Raw genomic sequence first — 19,124 nt, forward strand, 5'->3', positions numbered from 1 at the left:
GACTGTATGTTTATTAGGGTTACCCTTTTTTTGAAGAATCATTTCATTTTCTTTTTATTTTGTTCTTGACATATTACCAAATTGCTTTCTTAAAAATTAAAGTAGTTGCTTAAGATGCTAAGTTTATTTGTAAAAATAAGTATTCCCATAGCAATCATTAAAATGCCGCTGACAATAGAAAACACAGGCAGATATTTACTGATTTTTTTAAAGTACAAAGTGAGTTTTTCAACAGCCAGGGCCGTTAAAATAAAAGGAACAGCTAATCCCAATGAGTACATAATGAGCAGGAGAATTCCCTTGGGTACTGTATTCATATTTGAAGCATAAATTAATATTGATGCAAGTATTGGGCCGATACATGGTGTCCATCCAGTAGCAAAAGCCATACCCATGAAAAGTGAATTTAAATTACTAAAGCTTTGAAAATGAATGAATTTTTTTTCATAATATAAAAATTTAATTTTAAAAATTCCAGTGGTATGTAATCCAAATAGTATTATGATAATTCCGCCAATTTTCCTCAATATATCCATATGCTTTGTTACAAGACTGCCTAGAAAAGTAGCCGTGGCACCTAGTAGGATGAATATTATTGAAAAACCAATAACAAAGGCAAATGATTTATAAAGTGCATTGAATTTATTTTTAGAATTATGTGTATCTCCTATGGTAGTACCTGTAATATAACCAATATATGCCGGGAAAAGAGGAAGTACGCAGGGTGATAAAAAAGATAGAAGCCCAGCAGAAAAAGCTAAGATTAAAGAAATATTATCCAAATTCTATACCTCCATTGTAATATATACCCATAGTGGGTATAAAATTATTATAATATTATTTCCCAAAAATATCAAACAAAATTTAAAGTTGCTGTTTTTGCAGGAAATTTTTTTATTATCATTGTAATTAATATGCTGTTTTATTATATAATTATATTTGTATAATTTTTTAAAGTATTACAGATTAAGAAGGGAATTTAATATATGTTAAGATTTTTAGATGCAGGAGAATCTCATGGGAAAGCTTTAACTGCTATAATTGAAGGCTTTCCATCAAACTTTGAAATTAATATAAACAGCATAAACAATGAACTCTCAAGAAGACAGAATGGTTATGGCAGAGGAAACAGAATGAAAATTGAAAGGGATTCAGTTGAAATCTGGTCAGGTGTAAGGGGAAAATATACCACAGGGAATCCTATAACTTTAATTATATACAATAAGGATTATAAAAACTGGATTGAAAAGCTTTCTAAAAAGCCTGATGATAATGAAAGAATAACAGTTCCAAGGCCTGGCCATGGTGATTTAGTGGGATACTATAAATATAATACACTGGATATAAGAGATACCATAGAAAGAACTTCAGCCAGGGAGACAGCCATAAGAGTTGCAGTAGGAGCTGTATGCAAACAGGCTCTTGAAAGTCTTGGAATTATTATCAGAAGTAAGGTTAAAAGCATTGGCGGAATACAAGATACACAGGTGGATTTATTTAACCATAATGATTATGATATAATAGAACGAAATAATTTAAGATGTTTTGATAAGAATATAAGAAAAGAATGGAAAAACATAATAGACCAATGCAGTGAACAGGGTGATACCATAGGGGGAAGTATTTTTATTTCCATAAAAGGAGTGCCTCTTGGTATTGGAAGCTATACTCAATGGGACAAGAAATTAGATGGTATTTTGTCAAAGGCAATAATATCAGTTCAGGGTATGAAAGCCGTAGAATTTGGAAATGGTACCAATATAACTGAAAAAGGCAGCAGCTTTAATGATGGAATTAAATATATAAACGGCAGAATTACAAGAAGCAGTAATAATTGCGGAGGAATTGAAGCTGGAGTATCCAATGGAGAAGATATTAATATCACTGCTTTTATGAAGCCAATTTCAAGTGTGAAAAAGGGCGTTGACTCAATAGATTTGATAAAAAAGGAAAATCTCACAAGCAGATACGAAAGATCAGATACCTGTGCTGTGGTACCTGCAGGCATTGTGCTTGAAAATGTATGTGCATATGAACTACTTAAAGAAATATTGAATAAATTTCCAAATGATGATTTTAATCAGCTTATTGAAAATTACAAAGCCTATTGCAGAAATCTGCCTGTAAAAAATATGGAGGTGTGAAAATGACAAAAGAGAGAATGCTTGTGCTGGATTCAAATAGTTTAATGAATAGGGCATTTTATGCATTACCACCGTTAACAAATAATGAAGGATTACATACTAACGCAGTTTTTGGATTTACAACTATGCTTTTGAAAATGAAAGAAGAAATTAAGCCTGACTACATTGTAGCAGCATTTGATAGGAAAGCTCCTACTTTCAGACATAATGAATATAAGGATTATAAGGCAGGAAGAAAGAAAATGCCGGAAGAGCTGGCAGAGCAATTCCCAGTTATAAAAGACTTATTAAATAAATTATCAATAAATATATTTGAAATTGATGGCTTTGAAGCTGATGATTTAATTGGAACCCTTGCAGTGTATGCAGAAAAAAATGATATTGAAGTTTATATTGTAACAGGAGATAGAGATGCACTTCAGCTGGCATCAGATAATATAAAAGTTGTAATAACTAAAAAAGGTATTACTGAAAAGGAAATATACGATAAAAACAGAATGATTGAAGATTATGGAGTAACTCCAAAGCAGTTTATAGATGTAAAAGGTCTTATGGGAGATGCATCGGATAATATACCAGGAGTTCCAGGTATAGGGGAAAAGACTGCATTTAAATTAATTAAGGAATACGGAAGCATTGAAAATGTACTTTCAAATATAAATAGTATAAATGGCAAGAAAATAAAGGAAAATCTAACGGAATACAGTGAGCAGGCTGTATTTAGTAAAAGACTTGCCACAATTATAACTGATGTTCCCGTGGAAATGGACTTAGATGATATAAAATCTCAAGACAATTATGATGCTGATGGTGTAAAGCAGATGTTTTATAAGCTTCAATTTAAATCATTGCTGGACGAAATCCCTGACAGTGATAAGACAACAGTAAAAGCTGAAGAAAAAGATTTAAGTTTTATTAATATAGAAACTGTCAGTGAATTAGATGAGCTGTTCAGCCGTATTGTACTTTCATGCAGCAATGAAGGCTTTACCGAGATCTTTATAATATTTGATATAGAAAATGGAAATGTATATTCAAAAAGCTTTATTAGTAAAATTTATATGAAATATAATAGTGAGCTTTATTCTATTAATATGCAGCAAATTATCCATGAAGATGATGAAAATGCAGTTAATATTTTAAAATCTGTTTTTGACAGCACTTCTATTTTAAAGATTGGATTTGATGTTAAAGTACCTCATACCATACTTCATAAAATGGGAATTGAGTTTAATGGAGTTAAATTTGATGCTAAAATAGCTGCTTATCTTTTGGATTCTTCAAAAGGGGAATATAATCTTAACGAAATTGAAGAGGAAATGTTAAGAATCAATATTGATGGTGAAGGAGAAAAGGTAAAAATAAAGGAAGTTTACTATTTAGAGCAGCTTTACAATGAATTAAATAAAAATATTAAAGAATCAAATATGGAAAGTTTATTATATGAAGTTGAACAGCCTCTTACTGAGGTATTAGCCTCAATGGAAAATGAAGGATTCAGAGTTGACAAAGAAAAGCTTTCAGAACTGGGAGAGAAATTTAAAAGAGAGATTCTTCTCACTCAGAAGGTCATTTATGAACTAGCTGATGAAGAGTTTAATATAAATTCACCTAAACAGCTGGGAAAGGTTTTATTTGAGAAATTGGATTTACCAGTAATAAAAAAGACTAAAACTGGTTATTCAACCAATGCAGAGGTACTTGAGGCGCTTAGTGATAAGCATCCTATAATTGAAAAGATTATTTATTACAGACAATTAACTAAGCTTTATTCTACTTATGTTGAAGGGCTTATGGCTGTTATTGATGATGATGAAAAAATACATTCAAGCTTTAATCAGGCGGTTACTACTACTGGAAGACTTTCAAGTACGGAGCCTAATCTTCAGAATATACCAATTAAACATGAGCTTGGAAGAGAAATTAGAAAAGTTTTTGTACCTGAAAATGAAAACTGTGTTATACTGTCAGCAGATTATTCTCAAATAGAACTGCGAGTATTAGCACATATTGCAAATGATGAAAATTTAATAAATGCTTTTATTAACCATAGTGATATTCACACAAAAACTGCTTCCGAAGTTTTTAAGGTACCAATTGATCAGGTTACACCTATTATGAGAAGCAATGCAAAGGCTGTTAACTTTGGGATTGTATACGGAATTGGAGAATTCAGTCTGGCAAAGGATTTAAAAATATCCAGAAAAGAAGCTAAGCAGTATATTGACACATATTTTGAGAGATATCCAAATGTTAAAAAATATATGGATGATATTATTAAACAGGCAAGGGAAAGCCTTTATGTTACTACAATTATGAATAGAAGAAGATTTATACCTGAAATACAAGCATCAAATAAAATGGTAAGGTCCTTTGGTGAAAGATTAGCTATGAATACACCTATTCAGGGAAGTGCTGCTGATATTATAAAAATGGCCATGGTAAAGGTATATAAACAGTTAAATGATAAAAAATTAAAAAGCAAACTTATTTTGCAGGTTCATGATGAATTAATTGTTAATGTTTATAAGGATGAGCTTGATGTGGTTAAGAATATAGTTAAAGATGCTATGGAAAATGTTTTAAAACTCAGAGTACCCTTAGAAGTTGATATAAATATAGGAAATACCTGGTATGATGCAAAATAGTGACTGGTGGTGTTATAATGCTGAAAGTTGGTTTAACTGGTGGTATTGGAAGCGGGAAAAGTACAATATCCAAATTATTAGCTGAGAAGAACATTCCAGTAATAGATGCAGATTTAATTTCCAGAGAGGTACAGTGCAAATATCCTGAAATAAATTTAGAAATCCGCAAAAAGTTTGGTAATGAATTTTTTGATTCTGATGGAGAAATTATAAGGAGGAAACTGGGGAATTATATTTTTCAGTTCAAAGAAAAAAGAGTAGAATTAGAAAGTATTATTATCCCCTTTATAAAAAAAGAGATATTTAGTAAAATTACGTCATATAGTAAAAGTGGAGTAAAAATATGCATAGTTGATGCACCTACTTTAATTGAGAAGGGGCTATATAAACTTATGGATATAAATATTCTGGTGTGGGTTGACAGGGAAACTCAAATCAGAAGGGTTATGGAAAGAGATAACTTCACCATGGAACAGGTGATTCAAAGAATAAATTCTCAAATGTGTTTAGATGAAAAGAAGAAATACGTAAATTATGTTATCGATAATTCAAAAGAAATAGATAGTTCAGTAAAACAGTTAGAAAAAATTTTAATTAATCTGCAGAAGTGATAGGGGGTGCGGTTGCTACGTATGGAAGGTGCGTACAATTATAGGGAATGAAATTAATAAAAAGATTTTTTTTAATTATACTTGTAATTATTGTAGCAATTAATTCAAAAAATATATTAAAACATTTTTATCCTTATAAATATAAACAGGATATATTAACATACTCAAAAAAATATAATGTAGATCCATATCTAATATTGGCTGTTATTAAAGCAGAAAGTAATTTTAACGAAAATGCCACTTCTGCCAAAAACGCTCACGGACTTATGCAGATAACATCAGAAACAGCACAGTGGGCTTCAGAAAAGATGAAAATAGAAAATTATAATGACAAGATGTTATATGAACCTAAGTTTAATATAGATATGGGGTGCTGGTATGTTTCTGACCTTACAAAGGAGTTTAATGGTAATATTGACTTAGTTTTGGCAGCTTACAACGGCGGCAGAGGAAATGTACAAAAGTGGTTAAACAGCCAAAATCACTCTTCAGATGGAAAAACGCTTGAATATATACCTTTCAAGGAAACAGATAAATATGTTAAGAAAGTTAAAGTAAATTACAGCATCTATAAATACCTTTATGGTGCTGATAGTAAATAAATGCTGCACCACATAAATTATTTATTGACATAAACTTATTACGTAGTATAATAATATTTGTAATCTTAAGCAGGAGTGGCGGAATCGGCAGACGCATGCGTTTAAGGGGCGCACGCCGAGAGGCATACGGGTTCAAGTCCCGTCTTCTGCACCAATTTCAAAGGCTTTAAGCTGATTTAAACAAAATTTATATTAAAAATATACCACACGTTTAGCAAAGAAAAATGCTTATAAACGTGTGGTTTTTCTATATTTCCCGTAAATTTAAAAAGTGCAGTTAAATCAACTGCACTTTTATAATATTATTTATTTCAGTAAATATTCAATAATTGTTCTCATAGTTATACCGTTGGCACCAATGTCATAGCCATCATGTGGTTTTGAATATGATGAGCAGCCGGCTATATCCAGATGAGCGAAATCAACTCCCTCAGAAAAGCTTTCAAGAAACATGCCTGCAACAACTGCTCCTGAATCAGTACCTGTATTTTTTAAGTCTGCCTTATCAGTTTTCAGCTGCTCAAAGTATTCTTCATTGTTTGGAAGCCTCCAGAAATTTTCCCCTACAGCATTTCCTGCTTTTATTATTGAAGAACTGAGATTGTCTGAATTGCTGAAAAGTCCTGCATTTATGCCGCCCAGGAAGTTTGCACAGGAGCCTGTCAGTGTGGCAATATCAATAATTTTAGTGGCTCCCAATTCCTTGGCATAGGTTATAGCATCACATAAAATAAGTCTTCCTTCTGCATCTGTAGAAATAACCTGAACAGTTTTACCACTATATGTTGTGATTACATCTCCTGGTCTGTAAGAATTCCCAGATGGCATATTTTCTACTACTGGAATCAGGCCAATTATATTTTTTTTAGGTCTGATACTTCCAACTGCTTTCATTATACCAAGTACATAAGAGGCACCAGCCATATCACCTGACATTGATTCCATGCCCTTTGCAGGTTTTAATGATATTCCGCCGCTGTCAAAGGTTACTCCTTTTCCAATAAGAGATATTATTTCTTTATTTTCAGCATCACCAAAGTACTGAAGCACTATAAGTCTTGGGCTATGTGAACTTCCGCTGCACACTGATAGAATTGAGTTCATTCCCATTTGCTCAAGCCTGTATTTATCTATTATATCTATATCCAATTTCTCATCAGTAGAAATATTTTCTGCCTGCTGAGTCAGATATTTCGGTGTTACAATATTAGAGGGCATATTCACCAGCTGTCTGGAGAAATTTATGCAGTTACCTATAATAACACCCTTACTTATGGATTCTTTATATTTAGATATTACATTGATATTTTGCAATTTTATTTTTTCGTGTTCCTTCTTTATTCCGGCATATTTATAAATTGAAATCTGAATAGACTGTCCCAATATATAACCAAAATCTTCAGGAAGATTATCAAGAATATCCAGATCATCAATAGAGTTTTTTATTGCTCCAATAGCTGTACCTAAAGCCTTGAATAATTTTATTTCACTGAATTCTTCTGTAGTTCCAAGTCCAACAACGAACAATTTTTTGTAGCTGCACATACCTAGAGTGTTTATGGTTTCAAGCTCTTTAAATTCACCATTGTTTGTTGAAAATTTCATAATTTCAGAAATTTCCTTTGTGTAATCCAAGTTGAAATTACTGAACTTAAATACAAGAATATTTGAATATAGCTTATTATCATTTATCCCTATCATAACTATCCCTCCTCAAAGTATTATGGGTATATAATAGCATATTTTTATGAAAAAGTTTACTGTATAATACCCTGCAAAAACATATTATATCCGGCTTCTGCTAAAGCAACTGAAAGTCCTATACTTTGCCAGGTACAATGCAAAGTTTTAATGTAAAGTGAAGATAAAATAAAAGGATTTTTAAAAGAAATGTAGAATTTTTATTTAGGGTAAGAAATGAGGTGAATTTATGCTTGACGTTGTTATCCCAATTGATAATTTATGTATAACTAATGTATTGGAAGATGACATTAAAGAAATTGGGCATTGGATTAAACTTCAAAACTATAATAAAAATGATGTTAAATTTATTGAGTTTAATGAAAAGGAGCTTTACGATAGATATTTAGAATGCTATCTTAGTGAATGCGAGTTCTTTTTAAAAATTAAAAATTGTAATAAGCTGATTGGAGTTTTAAGGGGAAAGGCAGAATTTAAAAGATCTAATGAAATAACATTTTTGTTTATGCTGCTTCAAAATAATATTGCAGATGAGACAGCCTGCAGTATTATAAGTGCTTTAACTGATTATTTTTATAATGAATACAGCATAAATAATTTTTATAGTTATGTAGTTGATGGAGTAAACAATTATATAAACAGCTGGGAAAAAAATAATTTTTTTGTAATAAACAGATACAAACAATACTATAATTTTAATAATAGAGCATATGATATGCTTTTATTACAAAAAAAGTAAGTTTAATAAACTTTCACAAAAATTAACAAACATATATTAACTGCATTGACAGCTTGTACAATTTTATTTTATAATATTAATTGTGCTGAATCTCAGAAATGAGTACGGAGGAACCAAGAAAATGGGGCTAATCTGAAATAACCATATTTCAGTAGAATAACCTTCATTCGAGCCCGTCAGCTAACTCCGAAGGCAATAGGGGGGTAATCATGTTTAACTTCAAATTCAAATTTTTAACATTTGTACTTTTCTTGCTAACGTTTACTTTATTACAAAAAGTAAATACTGTAAAGGTATATGCTGATGCAGCAGTTAATACAAGCCAGCAGAAGGTTGTTATGGACTCTGCAGATATAAAATGTAATAAAGTAATACAAGTACCAGAGAAAGCTTCGAAAAGCAAGAGCGTTCCTACAAGCAGCAGAGTATCTGCCAGCAGAGGCGGAAGTGTAGCTGTTAGTAGAGGCGGAAATCCTGCCGGAAATGGTAGAGGAGATATTATTTCCTACGCTTATAATTTTATGGGAAGGCCTTACGTATGGGGTGCATCCGGTCCGTCTGCTTTTGACTGTTCTGGATTTACAGCATATGTATATAGTGCATTTGGGGTGAATCTTCCTCATTATACTGGTTCACAATATTCAATGGGACAGTATGTTTCAAGAGATAACCTTAAAGCAGGGGATTTAGTATTTTTTAATACCTATGGTTCAATATCTCATGTTGGGATATATGTAGGAGGAGGGCAATTTATCCATGCTTCTTCTGGCAGCCATAGAATTACGGTAAGTGATTTAGGGGAAAGCTATTATACTTCTAGATATGCAGGGGCAAAAAGAATTTTAAATTAAATATTTTGTTATACTCCCTGGAGTACTTTTATGTATTAAAGTATTCCAGGGAATTTTTTTTGTAATAGAAAAGCTAAATGGTAAATATAATTAAATGAGAAGTATATTCTTTGATAAAGAATGAAGGGGGAGTAAAATGAAATACACAAGATTTGATTTGAAGAAGAAGAGCAATTCAGGAAGATTTGTCTGGTGGGTACTATGCATATTAATAGCCGCATTTATATTAGGAACCATAATTTCAAAGGTTATTTCAAAGGAAGCCTGGCCAAAGTCAATTTTAAATTTGAAGCAGAATAATATAGAAAGTAAGAACCAGCAGCAGGTTACTAAAAAAAATGTTAAATATATTGCCGTTCAGGGAGGAATGTATGCAAAAAAAGAAAATGTAGAAAATGAAAAGAAGCTTCTGCAGGGTTTCGGAATGCCATTTGAAATAACAGATGGAAATAACACAAGGGTTTTTATTGGGATATATGATGAAACCGGTGCAGAAGGCATAATAAAAACATTGAATACTAATAATGTTGCAAATTCAAAAATGATTTTTGAATTAAATGTAAGTGACCTTTGTGATGCAGAAATAAGTGAAATAATAAATGCAGATTTACAGATTATAAATAGATTTTCAGATAAAGAAGTAAAGGGATATTACACAGAAGAACTTAAAAAATGGTGTTCTCAATTGAAGGCTGTAGACAAGAATAGTAAAAATATAAGTGTGTTAAATGAGCTGAAAGCATATGTTAATTCTATGCCTGAAGAAATTAAAAAGGACAAGATTGAGGAAAATTATATAAAAATATATACAATTCTAAAAAAAGTTAAAACTAACAATTAATATATTGTTGCCATATCTTTCAAAAAAATGATAAACTATTATTATAAATTTATTTAATGAACTTATAAACATTAAAAATGAGGGATGTATTATGAAGGGTGTAAGCAGGGGGAATAAGGGCTTATTTTGGTTTATCATTTTATTAGGTGCAATCTCAGGTACTATAGTTGGGGAGATTTTGGGAAGCAGTATAAAATCCATGAGCTTTCTAGGTAAATTTTATTCAGTGGGAACATCAAAACCACTTGTACTGGATTTGAAGTTTATGACACTTACATTAGGTATAAATTTCAATATCAATATAATGACAATTTTATTTATTATAGCAGCAATTATAATTTATAGAAAATATTAACTCAAACATTAAATGGCTTTCCTAAAAAGAAGGCCTTTTTAAATTTTTCTTAATAATAGAACTAAACTCTTGTTTATAAAAAGATTAAATGATAAACTATATTAGATGTTTACTGGAGTAAGGTATTCAGGCAAAGCTGCTGTATTTTTTTAATGTAAACATTAATTATTTTTGTAATTAAATTTTAATAATATCCATGACTATAAATGATATAATTATGGCTATAATTATAAAATGGTATTATTTTAGGAAGTGATAAGTGTGAACTATGTGCTGGCATCAGCTTCAGAAAGAAGAAAAGAACTACTTAAAAGATTGGTGCCGAATTTTAAAGCTATAGTCAGTGGCTTTAATGAGGACACCGTTATCTTTAATGGCAGTTTTTCACAGTACGTAATGAATATTTCTGAAGGAAAAGTTGCAGATGTAAAAGATAAATTAAAAGATGATGCAGTTATTATTGGATGTGATACAATTGTAGCTTTTAAAAATCAGGTCATGGGAAAACCAAAAAGTGAATCAGAAGCATTTCAGATGCTGACACAATTAAGTGGAAATACTCATCAGGTATATTCAGGAATAACAGTATACAATACTGCAGACAATGAGATGAAAAGGGACTTTGTATGTACTGATGTAAAATTTTCAGATTTAAGTGACAGTGAAATCAGAGCATACATTAAAACTGGTGAACCAATGGGCAAAGCAGGTGCATATGGTATTCAGGGATATGGTGGATTATTTGTTGAAAAAATTAATGGCTGCTACTATAATGTAGTAGGTCTGCCATTAAATAAATTAAATTACATATTAAGAGAGATGGGGGTAAATCTTTATTAAGGAGTAGAATAATGAGTGACTCAATAAAAATTATGGATTTACCTGAAAATGAAAGACCTAGAGAGAGACTTATAAGATATGGAGCTCAAAGCTTATCAAACTCTGAATTAATTGCAGTTATTTTAAGAAATGGCATTAAAAATGAAAATGTACTAAATTTAAGCAGCAGGCTTATTACAATATGTGATGGAATAGATGGTATTTTTAACAGGACTGCTGAAGAGCTAATGGATATTAGCGGTATAGGCATTTCTAAGGCTTCACAAATTGCTGCAATAGGAGAATTGTTTAAAAGAGTCAGAGCCTTTAAATCGGGAAATGCCTATAAAATTTCAAGGCCCAAAGATGCATCAGATTATGTCATGGAAGAAATGCGTCATTACAATGTTGAAATTTTAAAGGTAATTATGCTGAATGTTAAAAATGTTGTTATTGCATCTAAAAATGTATCTATGGGTAGCTTAAATTCTTCAATAGTTCACCCAAGGGAAATATTCTGCGAGGCCATACGAAGAAGCTGTTATTCAATTATTATTTGTCATAATCATCCTTCCGGGGATCCTACCCCTAGCAGTGAGGATATTAATATTACACATAGAATAAAGGAATGCAGTAAAATCATAGGAATAGAATTATTAGATCACATTATCATTGGAAATGGTGACTATGTGAGCTTAAAAGAAAAAGGTATAGTGTAATGCGAAAGGAGATATAAAATGGGATTATTTGGAATGTCAAAAGATATGGGTATTGATCTGGGAACAGCAAATACTTTAATATATGTAAAAGGTAAAGGTGTTGTATTAAGTGAACCATCAGTTGTTGCTATAAACAGTGATACAAAGAGGGTATTAGCCGTTGGTGACGAAGCAAAGCAGATGATAGGAAGAACACCAGGAAATATTGTTGCCATAAGGCCTCTTAAAGATGGTGTAATTGCAGATTTTGATGTTACTCAGACTATGCTCAGAAAATTTATTGAAAAAGTAAGCCCTAAAAGTGCTTTTACAAGTCCTAGGATTGTGATTTGCTTTCCATCAGGGGTTACTGAGGTTGAAAAAAGAGCTATAGATGAAGCCACAAAACAAGCAGGTGCAAGAGACGTATTATTAATGGAAGAGCCAATGGCAGCAGCAATAGGTGCTGGGCTTCCAGTTAATGAACCAACAGGAAGTATGATTGTTGATATTGGCGGCGGAACTACAGAGGTTGCAATAATATCATTAGGAGGAATTGTTACAAGTAAATCCTTGAGAATAGCAGGAGATGAATTAGATCAGGCTATAATAGTTTACATAAAAAAGGAATACAATTTAATGATAGGCGAAAGAACTGCAGAAAATGTTAAAATACAACTTGGATCGGCTTTTGATATTGGTGAGAATACAACTATGGAAATCAGAGGAAGAGATTTAATAACCGGACTTCCTAAAGTATTAAATATTTCAGAAGCAGAAGTAAGGGAAGCCCTAAAGGAACCCGTAGCTTTAATAATAGATTCCATAAAAACAACATTAGAAAAAACACCCCCTGAACTTGCCTCAGACATAATGGATAAAGGTATAATGCTAGCTGGTGGCGGTGCTATGCTAAAAGGCCTGGACAGATTAATAAATGAGGAAACACATATGCCTGTTCATATAGCAGAATCACCCCTTGACTGCGTTGCATTAGGTGCTGGAAAAGCATTAGATACTATTGACAAAATAATTGCTAATAGAAAATAAAATATGAAATTTTTAAAAAATAAACTGGCAGTAACAATAATAATACTGTCAGTTACATTTTTAGTACTAATTGTGAATAGTGTCAATAGGGAAAAAAGTTCTTTTGTTGAAAATGGAATAGGTGTAACGCTGAATTCAGTAGAGGGTGTTTTTTACAATTTTAATAACAAAATAAAAAATACATTGGGGTTTGTATTTAATTTTTCAAAAGTTAAACAGGAAAATGAACAGTTAAAGGAAAGAAACAGTCAGCTGGAATCTATGTCGCAGGAATATGATTCTTTAAAAAAACAAAATGATGAGCTTAGAAAACAGGTGAATTTTCAAAATCAGAGATCGGAATATAAATATATTGGCTGTGACATAATAGGCAAGAGTGGTGCCAGCTATTTAGATCAATTTACCATAAATAAAGGAAGTAAAGATGGAATTGTAAAACAAATGGTTGCCATAACTTCACAGGGGCTGGTTGGTCAGGTAATATCAGTAAGTAATAATTGGGCAGTAGTTCAGACATTTGCCAGTGATAATTTAGCTGTTCATGCCATGGTAGAGAGCACAAATGAAACCAATGGCATTGCAAAGGGATATAAGGACAGCAGCACCAATAGTTTGTTAGCTAAAATTTTTAATCTTCCTTTAAATTCACAGATTAAGAAGGGCGACGTTATTTTAACTTCAGGGCTTGGACAATTATATCCAAAAGGCATTAGAATAGGCTATGTAACTGATGTACAGGATGATCAGAGCAAAGCCATGAAAGTAGCTGTTATTCAGCCATATGTAGATGTTAATAAACTTCAAGAGGTTTTTATGGTAGTGCCTAAGTCTGCTCCTAAAAATAATCTTGACGATATAAAATATTAGGTGATTAAAATGAAAAAATTTTCAGTTTTATTTTTACTTTCTTTTCTATGCCTTTTTTTAGATAGTACAGTTATGCCTTTTATTGGTATATATGGTTATTATCCAAGTATTACGGTTTGCTTTATAATATGTTATTCTATAGTAAATGGAAGCTGGGAAGGACTATGGGTTGGTGTAGGCTGCGGACTCATACAGGACATATTCTTTATTAATATATTTGGAATAAATTCTTTGGCTAATATGATTATATGTGTATTAGCAGGTATAGTAGGTTCAAATATTTTTAAAGAAAAGAGTTTAATCCCGGTTATATCAGTGTTTGTGCTGACCATGCTTAGAGGTGCTATTGTTGTTGGAATATTATTTGCAGCTCACATTTATGCAGATAATATGGCCATAATTTATGTTGCAGTATATAATATGATTATTTCAATATTCATGTACAAATGGATTTACAGATTGTGTCAGAAGGAATATATGCAGGTAAGATGGAGATTTTAGAGAAACGGTGATTTTATGAGAGATAAAAAGAAACCATTTAACAGATATATAGCATTGCTAATAATAATGATTGTAATTTTTTCTGGAATTGGTTCCAGGCTGTTTTATTTACAAATAGTAAAGGGAGCAGAATATACTCAAAAGGCTAATAGTGGTTCAATCAGGGAAATTCCTGATGCTGCTCCAAGAGGAAAAATTTTAGATAAAAATGGAACAGTATTAGCCACAAATGTTCAGAGTTATGAACTGGTATATAATGAAACGCCTGAAAATAAAAGCAGTTTTTTCACTACCATGACAAAGGTTTTTAAATTACTGGATGAAAATGGTGAAACCCAGGTGGATGATTTTGAGCTTAAGGTTAATCCATATAGATTTGAGTTTGCAGCCCAGGATGAGGCCGGGAAAAGAACGCTGCAGATTAGATTTTTAAGGAACAGAGGCTTTAATGAAAGCATTGAAAAGAAGCTGTACCCAAAGATAAAACCTGCTGATTTAACGGATGATCAAAAAAATAAAGTGGATGAAGAGCTGTTAAAGATTACTCCTGAAGAAGTTTATAAAAAGCTTTTAATTGATTATAAAATACCAAGCAGCTATGATGCAGCCACCCAAAGAAAATTTATGATTATAAAAGATAAGATGAAAATGCAGAGCTTTTCTGGATACAAGCCAATAGTAATTGCAAATATAAAACCGCAGACTGCATCCATATTCTATCAGCTGTTATATGAACTTCCTGGTATTGATGTAAGTATCCAGCCAATTAGATCTTATCCTTATGGAGATGTTGGGTCAGCATTTCTTGGGTATATTTCTAAAATTACAGCAAACGATACTAAATATGAAGAGAAGGGCTATGATACAAGCACAGATTATATTGGAGCTGCAGGTATTGAATCAACCTATGAAAACAGATTAAAAGGCTCCAAGGGAGGAAGAATCGTTAAGCTTAATAAGGATGGAAGAATAATTGAGGAATTGGGAAGCAGGGAGCCATATCCAGGTCAGAACATTCAGCTTACTATAGATGAAAAGCTTCAGAATACGGCAGAAAAAGCTTTAGATTCAGTTATGGCAAACCTGAGGGCCAATGCTCATCAAATTTCAGATGTTAACACAAGTAATGCTACCAGGGGTGCAGCAGTGGTTTTGGATGTAAAAACCGGTGCAGTTTTAGCTCTTGCAAGCAGACCAGGCTATGATCCTAATATTTTTGCCACACCCGGAAAGCTCACATCAGATTTATATAAACAGTATTTTCAGCCGGATTTAGGACAGTTTGGAAAAAGTTTCATACAAAATAATGGACTTATGAGCTACTATCAAGGTAAATCACTGGATCAGGTACTTAACATTTTATTTCCAATAGATACTTCTATAAAGGGAAATACAACTATAAGAAAAGATCAATATGATATATATGCAAGACCTATGTATAATTATGCCACATTACCATTAGTTCCCCCAGGTTCTACATTTAAACCTATGACTGCCATAGCAGGACTTGAAAGTGGAGCAATTACTCCAGGGTTCACTATAGTTGATGATGGAACATTTGATAAGGGCGGGGGAAATATTACAAGATTTGCTGTTGGAGGCTATGGATCAGTTGATCTTTCTAAAGCCCTGGCAGTATCAAGCAATCCTTATTTTATGACCGTTGGAAAAAAGATAAGGGAAGCATACAATAATAATGATGATATACTTGCCAAGTATGCATGGAAGTTTGGATTAGGTGTTGATCCAACTTCAAATGCCAAGCCATCAACAGGTATAGAAATACCGGAGAACTTTGGACAGGTTTATAATACATGGTCTAATAAGGAGATATTCGGCAGAAACTATACCTGGAAGGTAATGGAAACATTAAAGTCCGGTGCTACACATAATGGAGCAAAATTTACTCCTGTTAATTTATATGACAGCGATAGTGACAGCAGTGAAGTTAAGAATTATAAAACTCAAATTAAAGACGAGTGCAAGAATATAATTAAAACTGGAAAATACAGTGAAAGTAAGCTTAACCAGTTATTAACCAGTTTAGTTAATGCTGACAGCACATATAAGGATAAAAATATATCAGCTTCTGATATTTCAACAATGGTAAAAGAAATAGTTTATATAACTTACTCAGATGCTTATATGCAGGTAAGACCTTTTGCAGGTTCCAATATGTATGATGCATGTATTGGACAAGGTATTGACAGCTTTACTCCTCTGCAGCTTGCTAATTATATTGCAACAATTGCCAATGGAGGCACAAGATATAAGCTTCATTTATTAGATAAAATTACAGATGCAGATGGAAAATTAATAGAGCAGGTACAGCCTGAAATAGCAGAAAAGACAAATGCCAGTGAAGCCAATTTAAATGCCGTTAAACAAGGTATGTATCTTGTTAATAACTCTGGTGAAGATGGTACTGCAGCAAATACATTTTCTGGATTTCCTATTAAAACTGCTGGTAAAACAGGTTCAGCTACTGTGAGTAACAGTCAGGATACTTTTGGCAGAACATCATCTGCAGTTTATGTTGGATTTGCACCCTATGATAATCCTCAGATTGCAGTATGTGTTATGGTATTTGATGGTGGACACGGAGGCACTATTGCACCAGTTGCAAAGGCTATATATGAACAATATTTCAGCGATGAACTTAAAAAGGATGGATATACTCCTCAATATAATTTTAATAACAATTAAATAAATATGCAGAAATCGCTTTATATTTGAGTATAAAGCGATTTTTGCATATAGTTGAAATTTAAAATAAAATAAAATTAAAAATTTAGAAGGAATTATATTTAATATGTTGAAATATAACATATGATGACTTATGGAGGTCTATAATGGAAGAAAATAATATTATAATTAAAGGAAATAGAGATGGAATAAATGCTGTAATAAATATGAATAAATTTAAAGATTTTCAAGATGTGCTCGATACTTTAATTGAAAGACTTTCAAAGGGTAAAATGTTTTATAAGGGGGCTACACTAAAGATAACTACTCAATTGAAATTTATTAATGACAGAGACATTAATAAAATGAAAAATGTTTTATTCGATGAATTTTTAATAAAAGATGTAATCTTTGATGATAAGGAGGAGAAAGGAAACAAAAATTTCACAGGAATATATGAGGGAAGAACTAAATTTATCAGAAAAACCGTAAGAAGTGGACAAGTTATTAATTATACTGGGAATATTGTTATTATTGGTGATGTTAATTCCGGATCCGAGATAGTTGCTGCGGGCAATGTAATTGTTCTGGGAACTTTGCATGGAAGAGTTCATGCTGGATTTGATGAAAATACAAAAGCTATAGTTGCTGCTTTTTATTTTCAGCCTGAGGTATTAAGAATAGGAAATATAATAACTATTTCTCCAGATGAAAATATAAAGCCTAAGTACCCCGAAGTTGCAAGGGTAAAGGGTGAGTCAATAATTGTTGAACCATATATACCAAACAAATATATTTAATGGAGGAATTAATTATGGGAGAAGCTATAGTAGTAACGTCTGGAAAAGGTGGAGTTGGAAAAACTACTACAACGGCAAACATTGGAACAGCATTAGCATCTATGGGAAAGAAAACTGTGGTTGTAGATGGCGATACTGGCCTTAGAAATTTAGATGTTTTGATGGGTCTGGAAAACAGAGTTGTTTTCACTTTAGTTGATGCTATAGAAAAAAGATGTAAGCTGAAGCAGGCATTGATTAAAGATAAAAGATTCCAAAATTTATTTCTACTGCCTACAGCACAGACTAAGGATAAAAACGATGTACCAACTGAGGAAATGTTAAAGCTGGTTAAAGAACTTAAAGATGAATTCGATTATGTTTTAATTGACTGTCCGGCAGGTATAGAGCAGGGATTTGAAAATGCCATAGCAGGTGCAGACAGGGCACTAATTGTTGTAAATCCTGAGGTGACTTCTGTAAGAGATGCAGACAGAGTAATTGGAAAATTAGATGCTAAAGGTCTGGAAAGGCATGAACTCATTGTAAATAGAATTAATTTTGAAATGGCACAGAATGGTGATATGCTTGCAGTTGAGGACATAATAGATAGTTTGGCCATTAAACTTATAGGGGTAGTCCCAGATGATAGAAATATAACAATTTCCACAAATAAGGGGGAGCCCATAGTATTAGTGGAAAAGGCTTCATCTGGACAGGCTTTTAGAAATATTGCAAAAAGAATAACTGGGGAGGAAGTTCCACTAATGGAATTCCATCAAAGCGGTAATGGCATATTTTCTGCATTTAGAAAGTTTTTTGGATTAAAGGAATAGGAGGGTAATACATGGATTTATTTAAATTTTTTTCAAGCAAACCTTCGCCAAAGGACATGGCTAAAGAAAGATTAAAGCTTATTTTAATCCATGACAGAGCTGATCTTTCACCAGAGCTACTGGAGGCTATAAAGGGTGATATTTTAAAGGTAATATCAAAGTATGTGGAAATTGACTGTGATGAATTAGATATAAGGATGACTAAAACAGATGTATCCGAAGGCAGTTCTCCTGCATTAGTTGCCAGCATACCAATAAAAAGCAGCAGAGCTTGCAGATAATATACTTACATAAAATATAAGGCTATTTTTTAGATTAATTGTAATAATATACAATTGCTGAAAAATAGCTTTTTTATTAAATGTTCATAGCTTTTTAGAATTCATATGGTATAATA

The 19,124-nt window shown here is 32.2% G+C and carries 19 protein-coding genes, 1 tRNA gene and 1 riboswitch; of the genes, 18 read left to right on the top strand and 2 right to left on the bottom strand.

The window, feature by feature from the left end; all coding sequences use genetic code 11:
- Window positions 1-89 precede the first annotated feature (89 nt).
- Window positions 90-782, bottom strand: a complete 693-nt coding sequence (locus tag EQM05_RS04500) for a cytochrome c biogenesis protein CcdA (protein ID WP_128748933.1) — start codon at window positions 780-782, stop codon at window positions 90-92.
- Between the two features lie 204 nt (window positions 783-986).
- Here EQM05_RS04500 and aroC point away from each other — a divergent pair, with 204 nt between their 5' ends.
- The 5 genes from aroC (at window position 987) to EQM05_RS04525 (ending at window position 6,159) form a co-directional block, all read left to right on the top strand.
- A complete protein-coding gene (aroC, locus tag EQM05_RS04505) occupies window positions 987-2,144 on the top strand; it encodes a chorismate synthase (RefSeq protein ID WP_128748934.1) in 1,158 nt (385 codons plus the stop codon).
- Between the two features lie 2 nt (window positions 2,145-2,146).
- A complete protein-coding gene (gene polA / locus EQM05_RS04510) occupies window positions 2,147-4,792 on the top strand; it encodes a DNA polymerase I (RefSeq protein WP_128748935.1) in 2,646 nt (881 codons plus the stop codon).
- A gap of 17 nt (window positions 4,793-4,809) precedes the next feature.
- Entirely contained in the window at window positions 4,810-5,403 is a 594-nt protein-coding gene (gene coaE / locus EQM05_RS04515) for a dephospho-CoA kinase (protein WP_128748936.1), read from the top strand.
- 47 nt (window positions 5,404-5,450) lie between these two features.
- Complete coding sequence (locus EQM05_RS04520; RefSeq protein WP_128748937.1) at window positions 5,451-6,005, top strand: lytic transglycosylase domain-containing protein; 555 nt, start codon at window positions 5,451-5,453, stop codon at window positions 6,003-6,005.
- 69 nt (window positions 6,006-6,074) lie between these two features.
- Window positions 6,075-6,159: transfer RNA gene (locus EQM05_RS04525), tRNA-Leu, on the top strand.
- Window positions 6,160-6,311: 152 nt separating this feature from the next.
- Here EQM05_RS04525 and EQM05_RS04530 read toward each other — a convergent pair.
- Window positions 6,312-7,706: a leucyl aminopeptidase gene (locus tag EQM05_RS04530; RefSeq protein ID WP_128748938.1), complete on the bottom strand. Its 1,395-nt coding sequence runs from the start codon at window positions 7,704-7,706 to the stop codon at window positions 6,312-6,314.
- Between the two features lie 229 nt (window positions 7,707-7,935).
- On the opposite strand from EQM05_RS04530, the gene EQM05_RS04535 reads away from it, so the two are divergent.
- From EQM05_RS04535 to minE, 13 genes are all read left to right on the top strand, one after another.
- Entirely contained in the window at window positions 7,936-8,445 is a 510-nt protein-coding gene (locus EQM05_RS04535) for a GNAT family N-acetyltransferase (protein ID WP_128748939.1), read from the top strand.
- 73 nt (window positions 8,446-8,518) lie between these two features.
- Window positions 8,519-8,655, top strand: a riboswitch (cyclic di-AMP (ydaO/yuaA leader).
- Complete coding sequence (locus tag EQM05_RS04540) at window positions 8,655-9,296, top strand: C40 family peptidase (RefSeq protein WP_128748940.1); 642 nt, start codon at window positions 8,655-8,657, stop codon at window positions 9,294-9,296. Its footprint overlaps the riboswitch before it by 1 nt.
- A gap of 136 nt (window positions 9,297-9,432) precedes the next feature.
- Window positions 9,433-10,137, top strand: coding sequence for a hypothetical protein (locus tag EQM05_RS04545; protein WP_128748941.1), 705 nt, complete (start codon window positions 9,433-9,435; stop codon window positions 10,135-10,137).
- A 91-nt stretch (window positions 10,138-10,228) separates the two neighbouring features.
- Complete coding sequence (locus tag EQM05_RS04550; RefSeq protein WP_128748942.1) at window positions 10,229-10,492, top strand: DUF4321 domain-containing protein; 264 nt, start codon at window positions 10,229-10,231, stop codon at window positions 10,490-10,492.
- A gap of 261 nt (window positions 10,493-10,753) precedes the next feature.
- Window positions 10,754-11,332, top strand: a complete 579-nt coding sequence (locus EQM05_RS04555; RefSeq protein WP_128748943.1) for a Maf-like protein — start codon at window positions 10,754-10,756, stop codon at window positions 11,330-11,332.
- Window positions 11,333-11,343: 11 nt separating this feature from the next.
- Window positions 11,344-12,030, top strand: coding sequence for a DNA repair protein RadC (gene radC, locus EQM05_RS04560; protein WP_128748944.1), 687 nt, complete (start codon window positions 11,344-11,346; stop codon window positions 12,028-12,030).
- Window positions 12,031-12,048: 18 nt separating this feature from the next.
- On the top strand, window positions 12,049-13,059 hold the full coding sequence (locus EQM05_RS04565) for a rod shape-determining protein (RefSeq protein ID WP_128748945.1): 1,011 nt from the start codon (window positions 12,049-12,051) through the stop codon (window positions 13,057-13,059).
- A gap of 3 nt (window positions 13,060-13,062) precedes the next feature.
- Complete coding sequence (gene mreC / locus EQM05_RS04570; protein ID WP_128748946.1) at window positions 13,063-13,926, top strand: rod shape-determining protein MreC; 864 nt, start codon at window positions 13,063-13,065, stop codon at window positions 13,924-13,926.
- A 9-nt stretch (window positions 13,927-13,935) separates the two neighbouring features.
- Window positions 13,936-14,427, top strand: coding sequence for a rod shape-determining protein MreD (gene mreD, locus EQM05_RS04575; RefSeq protein WP_128748947.1), 492 nt, complete (start codon window positions 13,936-13,938; stop codon window positions 14,425-14,427).
- Window positions 14,428-14,442: 15 nt separating this feature from the next.
- The gene (locus EQM05_RS04580; RefSeq protein WP_128748948.1) at window positions 14,443-17,133 is read left to right on the top strand and encodes a penicillin-binding transpeptidase domain-containing protein; all 2,691 of its coding nucleotides are present in this window, start codon (window positions 14,443-14,445) and stop codon (window positions 17,131-17,133) included.
- Window positions 17,134-17,279: 146 nt separating this feature from the next.
- Entirely contained in the window at window positions 17,280-17,912 is a 633-nt protein-coding gene (gene minC, locus EQM05_RS04585; protein WP_128748949.1) for a septum site-determining protein MinC, read from the top strand.
- Between the two features lie 14 nt (window positions 17,913-17,926).
- A complete protein-coding gene (minD, locus tag EQM05_RS04590; RefSeq protein WP_128748950.1) occupies window positions 17,927-18,727 on the top strand; it encodes a septum site-determining protein MinD in 801 nt (266 codons plus the stop codon).
- Between the two features lie 11 nt (window positions 18,728-18,738).
- Complete coding sequence (gene minE, locus EQM05_RS04595) at window positions 18,739-19,008, top strand: cell division topological specificity factor MinE (protein ID WP_128748951.1); 270 nt, start codon at window positions 18,739-18,741, stop codon at window positions 19,006-19,008.
- Window positions 19,009-19,124 lie beyond the last annotated feature (116 nt).

Source organism: Clostridium sp. JN-9 (assembly GCF_004103695.1).
Taxonomy (GTDB): domain Bacteria; phylum Bacillota; class Clostridia; order Clostridiales; family Clostridiaceae; genus JN-9.